This is a genomic window from Schlesneria sp., from assembly GCF_036405755.1.
Taxonomy (GTDB): Bacteria; Planctomycetota; Planctomycetia; order Planctomycetales; family Planctomycetaceae; genus Schlesneria; species Schlesneria sphaerica.
In genome coordinates this window covers 1-4,507 of record NZ_DASWWZ010000019.1, presented here as the reverse complement: position 1 = coordinate 4,507, position 4,507 = coordinate 1, and the positions used below count along the sequence as shown (strand labels likewise).

The 4,507-nt window shown below is 59.0% G+C and carries 5 protein-coding genes; 3 read left to right on the top strand and 2 right to left on the bottom strand.

All coding sequences use genetic code 11. The features are described 5' to 3' along the window. Positions 1-15: 15 nt before the first annotated feature. Complete coding sequence (locus VGE80_RS00670; protein WP_440591312.1) at positions 16-429, bottom strand: DUF983 domain-containing protein; 414 nt, start codon at positions 427-429, stop codon at positions 16-18. A 773-nt stretch (positions 430-1,202) separates the two neighbouring features. On the opposite strand from VGE80_RS00670, the gene VGE80_RS00665 reads away from it, so the two are divergent. Further along, on the top strand, positions 1,203-1,868 hold the full coding sequence (locus tag VGE80_RS00665; RefSeq protein WP_440591311.1) for an RluA family pseudouridine synthase: 666 nt from the start codon (positions 1,203-1,205) through the stop codon (positions 1,866-1,868). 253 nt (positions 1,869-2,121) lie between these two features. On the opposite strand, the gene VGE80_RS00660 is transcribed toward VGE80_RS00665, so the two are convergent. Beyond that, complete coding sequence (locus tag VGE80_RS00660) at positions 2,122-3,006, bottom strand: alpha/beta hydrolase (RefSeq protein WP_440591310.1); 885 nt, start codon at positions 3,004-3,006, stop codon at positions 2,122-2,124. A gap of 1 nt (position 3,007) precedes the next feature. Between VGE80_RS00660 and VGE80_RS00655 the strand changes: the two genes are divergently transcribed. After that, positions 3,008-3,223 (top strand): hypothetical protein, encoded by a 216-nt coding sequence (locus tag VGE80_RS00655; protein WP_397571514.1) that lies wholly within the window; start codon positions 3,008-3,010, stop codon positions 3,221-3,223. A gap of 308 nt (positions 3,224-3,531) precedes the next feature. Next, positions 3,532-4,507: outer membrane protein assembly factor BamB family protein (locus tag VGE80_RS00650; RefSeq protein ID WP_440591309.1), on the top strand; the 976-nt coding region annotated here is incomplete at its 3' end.

Genomic DNA, 4,507 nt, shown 5'->3' with positions numbered 1-4,507 from the left:
AGTGAGCTTCAAGGATCAGCGGTCCTCAGGTTCCCGCGATTCGGGGGCTGGGGCGGGTTCTGGTTTGAGGCCGAAGCCGACGGGGTCCATGTAGCAGTCGGCGGCGAGCCACCAGGCGCGGGCGTAGCGGAAGAGGATCAGGGGCATGATCAGGCAGTAGATCAGCAGGGGGACGGTCAGGGCCTTGTTGGAGATGTGGGCTCCGTAGTGCAGGGCCATGTAGGCGGATGTCATGGTGATCACCATGAACCCGTAGTTCAGGTACGTTGAGCCCAGGAAGTAGCCGGGGGCTCGTTCGTACTTCAGCGAACAGTGCGGGCAGTGCGTGTGCATCACCAGCAGTGACTTGAATAGGGGGCCGACGCCGCAGCGGGGGCAGCGCAGCCTTAGGGCTCGACTCATCAGTGACCCGGAATTGCTATCTGCCATGGAAATTCTCCTTCGCTGAACGGGTTGTTCGCCGCATCGCTGCGACGTGATTTTCGGTTTGTCTGGTTGCCGGGTGCTGGTGGGTTGGCGGTTCGTGCGGGTTTGACGGGTCGTTCGTCTGACCTGATTCGGATTGCTGTGCCCGGGTCTCGTCCTCCGCCACTCTAGGCTATCCCGAGCCCTCCATGTCGCGGGAGCAAGATATTCGCCCGCGAACGAACTGGCCGTCCTGATCGAATGGCACGTTCGTGGATCAGGCTCGCTGTTCACTCTTTCTGTTGTACAGACTTTCTATTGTACGGTGACGGGACACGAGGCGAAGCGGGAAAGAGGCGGGATGGTCTGCTTGCGGATGGCTTTTCCTGTAAACGGGAATTACCGGGTCGGTGATTTCTCGAGAAGGGAGGGAGCTTTCTCTTGCTTGGGAGCAGAACATGACTCGGGGTGGCATTGCGGATTCTGTACGAGACATGCGGCGAGACGCCTTCGGCATCCCACGGCCCCGTCCAATGGCCCCTTCCGACACGGCAGAGTGAACTGGCGGTCGATAAGCGGCAGGATGCCGCTTATACGGCGGTGGATGCCGTTTGCTGGCGTTGATCGACGGGACGGGGTTCAGAGCCTATTCTAGCCAGTGTCGTGCGGAGGTTTCGCTTGGAAGAGCGGTTTTGCGCTGAGAATCGAGCCTCGCGTGACGCCCTGACCAAACCTCAAGAGGTATTCTCTGTGCAGCGACAAACGTGTTTCTGCACTCCATTCACCGAGTCGACGCCGTGATCCCAGCTCCTGTTGTGCTCTTCGAAGATAATCATTGCCTGGCGCTGCTGAAGCCGGCCGGACTGCTGACGATGGGGGACCAGACGGGGGATCCGACGCTGGTCGACGTCGCGCGGGAGTATCTGCGTGAGAAATACCAGAAACCGGGAAATGTCTTCGTTGGGGTCGTGCATCGACTGGATCGACCGGTTTCGGGAGTAATCCTGTTTGCCCGGACGTCGAAAGGGGCCAGCCGTCTCTCGGAACAGTTTCGCGTTCACAGCATCGAAAAGACGTATCTCGCCGTCGTCGAAGGCCGGGTGACTCAGCCGCGCGGTGAGCTATGCGATGTGCTGGTCAAGAACCGCCACACGAACGTCGTCAATGTGGCGCATCGAGGTGAAGCGGGGCAGGAGTGCGTGCTGGGGTATGAGCGTCTGGACCGCTTCGGACGGTTCACGTTGCTTGAGATTCGGCCGGTGACGGGACGGAGTCATCAGATCCGGGTGCAGCTCGCTCACCAGGGCTGGCCGATTGTCGGGGACCGCAAGTACGGGTCACAAACGCCAGTCCCCGGTTTCATCGCGCTGCACTCATCCTCGCTGACGTTCCGTCATCCCACGACGAAGGAGCCGATCACGGTGGAGACTCCACAGCCGGAGTACTGGGACAGTTTGCTCTGACGGGTCTTTTGATGGGGTTGAAGGGGAGGGCTTTTCCGGGGTGGTCCCGCGGGGCACTGCTTCGGAGCGGATTTTCGAGGCAGTCGAATGGTGGTGTTCGTCTCTTTGATGGCCGTTGGGATCTGCGGGACCTTTGGTCATTCGGCGCGGGGTTTGTTTGGTTGCTTTCGTGAAGCTGGTACCGGTGGGCACTGCTTCAAGAGAGGACTCTTGAAGCAGTGGCATGGGTATGAGTCACTTCGTATCAAAATCGCTACGGGGTGATTTTGAGTTCTTTCAGCCACTGCAGGGACTGTTCCTGCCAGGCGTCCCACATGGGGCCCTGATAGCCGTTCAGGCCGTGGCCACCCGAGGGTAGTTCGAGCAGCTTGCCCGGGACTTTTTGTTTCGTCAGTGCGTTGTAGAAATCGATGCTGTTGTGGATTCCGACCGCCTCGTCGTCTTTGGCGTGGGCGAGGAAGACCGGGGGTGTCTTGGGCGTGATCTGGAGTTCGTTCGAGAAGAGTTGGATGAGTTCCTCGGAGGGATTTTCGCCCAGCAGGTTGGTTTTCGAGCCGCCGTGTGTTTTCTCGTTCATTGTAATCACGGGGTAGATCAGGATCGCGAAATCGGGGCGGCAACTGATCTCTTTCAGGGCCTCATCCCCTTGCGGATCGCTTTCGCTGAAATGTGTGGCGGCGGTGGAGGCGAGGTGTCCCCCTGCCGAGAAACCCATGATGCCGATGCGGGCTGGATCGATTTTCCACTTAGGTGCTTCCAGGCGGACGGTCCGGATGGCTCGCTGCGCATCGTAGAGGGGGACGAACGAACGACCGGCTGGCAGTCGGTATTCCAGCACGATCCCCGTAATTCCGTGACCGTTCAGCCACTGGGCAATGCCATGTCCTTCGGCACCGGTGACCAGTCCCCCATAACCACCTCCCGGACAGATGACGATGGCGGTTCCATTGGGTTCCGGAGCGGGATGGACGGTGATCCAGGTCTCTTTCTCTTCGAACTGGCCGTCCCCGATGGGGGCCTGTCCTTTCCAGAGCTCAATCCGTTCCCCCTGGGGGGCGTCCTGACCGCGAAGTGCGTCTCCTCCGACAATCAGGCTGAGCATCAGGATGAGGCCGGCGTACCGGAGTTTCACTGTCATCGTGTCGTTTCCCCTGTTCGAACCAGAAGCTGCGGGCGGCACGTCCGCCTCGATTGAAGGAAACTTTTACGGTCTGGGAGGAATCTCTTCAAACGAGATGTCCAACTCGGGAGGGGGCGTGATCGGGCGGGGTGTGAATTCGTCCGTCGTGGGTCAGGTCGCCGGGGGCCGGGCCAACGTCTCGCCGGGATGTCGCGGTTCTGCAGCGCGGTTCTGAGAATCGGCCAACGAGGGCGAGCACCAGTGGGGGAGCGCGAGGGTGAGGGCGTTGCCAATCCAATTCGCTCAGCGATATATTCACAGGGGTTGATGCGGCTGGGAACAGGCATGTTCTCGGGACGGATCTTCGCGCCGGGGCCGTCGGCTTTCGAGGGAGGTAACTCCGTCGGAAAAGTGCCGTCGCGGGGGAATCCATGGCAGGCCGAGTGCCTGGGTGGAACAGCTGGTGTCGATCATCCAAGGGGGTATTTCCGGTGATGATCGGCCTTCAAAACGATGACTCACAGAAACGGAAGAAAGTCTCCGATGCGATTAATGACGCTTGTAGGATTGGCTGTGGGGTTGGCGGTGACGATTCCGGCGAATGGCGGAAACTGGCCCAACTGGCGTGGTGCTGGTCAAAACGGGGTCGCCGAAGGCTCAAATTATCCGACTCAATGGAGCGACACAGAGAATATTGCGTGGAAGGTGACGCTACCCGGCCGTGGATCCTCGACGCCGATCGTCTGGGGGGACCAGATTTTCCTGACCTGCGGTGTCGACGGACGGAATGCGATTCTGTCCTACGACCTCAAGGGGAAAGAAGTCTGGCGAATGATGGTCGGTGAAGAAAAGCCGGGCAAACATAAGAAGGCCTCGGGTAGTAACTCATCCTGTGTCACGGACGGAACCTACTTGTACGGCTACTTTAAAAGTGGTGATCTGGTCTGTGCTGACCTGAAGGGTAAAGAGAAGTGGATCGTCAATCTGCAGGACAAATTCGGTAAGGACACGTTGTGGTGGGATCTGGGAACTTCGCCCGTCCTGACAAAAGATTGTTGCGTTGTGGCCGTCATGCAGACCGGCGGATCGTACGTAGTTGCTTTCGAAAAGAAGACGGGGGAAGTCAAATGGAAGATCGATCGCAACCTGCCAGCTCCGGAAGAAGCGAACCAGAGCTATACAACTCCGCTGGTGATCAATGACAACGGCGTGGAGACACTGGTCATCTGCGGTGCAGACCACGTGACGGCCTATGTGGCGAGTTCGGGCGAGGAAATCTGGCGGGTGGGGGGATTGAACCCCAAGCAGAACGGTTATTTTCGTTCCATCGCGTCTCCAGCCTTTCTGGATGGAATCGTGATTGCTCCTTATGCACGAGGCGAATCCGTGACCGCCATCAAGCTGGGGGGAAAAGGCGACGTCACAAAAACTCACGTGGTCTGGAAGAAAGAAGGAGAAGGTTCCGACGTTCCGACGCCTGCCGTGTCTCGGGGACGGGCCTACATCCTGGGAGACAAGG